Genomic DNA, 1311 nt, shown 5'->3' on the forward strand with positions numbered 1-1311 from the left:
GGCGCTTACGGAGCGAAGAGATGTCTGATTCCAACGAAGTTGTCACCGACCCGCGCCTTGAGAAGCGTACCCGACGCCGGTTTAGCGTAACCGAGAAGAAGCGGCTGCTGGCCGAAGCCGATGCCCTGCCGCACGGCGAGAAGGGCGCCTGGCTTCGCCGCAAGGGGCTGTATGCCGGTCAGCTGTCAACCTGGCGCAAGGATCTGGCCGAGCACGGCGAGGCCGGTGTGGCTGCGCGACAGCCGGGCCGCAAGCCCGCCGATCCCCGGGACAAGGAGCTCGAGCGCCTGAAGAAGGCCAATGCCAAGCTGGAGAAGCGCGCCTACGTGGCCGAGCAACTGGTCGATCTCCAAAAAAAAGTCTTGCACCTGTTCGACAGCGACAAAGACGGGAGCAGATCGTGAGCTGCCTGACTGCCCTGCCACCGGACGTGCCCAAGGCGCAAGCCTGCCGGGCTCTGAACGTGCCGCGCCACTGGTGCTATCCGGATCGCCGGCAACGCAATCGGGCCGCAGCGCCGACCGGTCAGGGACGAGGACTGTCAGAGGCCGAAGAGCAGCGCATCCTCGGTGCGTTGCACTCCGAACGCTTCCTGGACGCCGCCCCACGCCAGGTCTACGCCACGCTGCTCAGCGAGGGCACCGTGCTGGGCTCGGTCTCGACGATGTATCGCCTGCTGCGCCGGCGACAGGAAACGCGCGAGCGCCGCAACCAGCGCCCGGCCCAACACCACGTCAAGCCGCAACTGAAAGCGACGGCTCCCGACCAGGTCTACACCTGGGACATAACGAAGCTGCCGACGGTCACCCGCGGCGTCTACCTGTGCCTGTACGTCATCCTGGACCTGTTCAGCCGCTATCCCGTCGGCTGGATGGTGTCGCGCAAGGAGAACGCTGGCCTGGCCTGTCACCTGTTCCGCGAGGTCCTGTCGAGGCGGGCCATCGAGCCCGATCAGCTGATCGTCCACCAGGATCGCGGCTCGCCGATGATCGCGCACAGCTTCGGTGATCTGTTGTCCGACCTGGGCGTTGAGCGCAGCTTCTCGAGGCCGAGAGTCAGCAACGACAACCCGTTCAGCGAAAGTCAGTTCAAGACCGTCAAATACTGGCCAAGCTACCCGGGTCGTTTTCAGGGCGAGGAACATGCCCGGGCGTGGTGTAGGGAGCTCTTCCCGGCTTACAGCCGCCGACCGCACGAAGGCCTGGCGCTGTTTACCCCCGAAGATCTCTATACCGGACAGTTCGAAGCACTCTGGCGGATCCGGCAAGCGGCCATGGATCGGCACTATGCGGCGCATCCCGAGCGCTACGT

General features: G+C 65.1%; 2 protein-coding genes. Both read left to right on the top strand.

Going from position 1 to position 1311, the window contains the following annotated elements; all coding sequences use genetic code 11:
• The first annotated feature begins 20 nt into the window (after positions 1-20).
• Positions 21-404, top strand: a complete 384-nt coding sequence (locus ACEWQ0_RS09830) for a transposase (RefSeq protein WP_476485242.1) — start codon at positions 21-23, stop codon at positions 402-404.
• The coding region (locus ACEWQ0_RS09835) for a transposase (RefSeq protein WP_476485243.1) at positions 401-1311 on the top strand (911 nt) is incomplete at its 3' end. The genes ACEWQ0_RS09830 and ACEWQ0_RS09835, both read left to right, overlap by 4 nt.

This window comes from Wenzhouxiangella sp. YN9 (assembly GCF_056324165.1).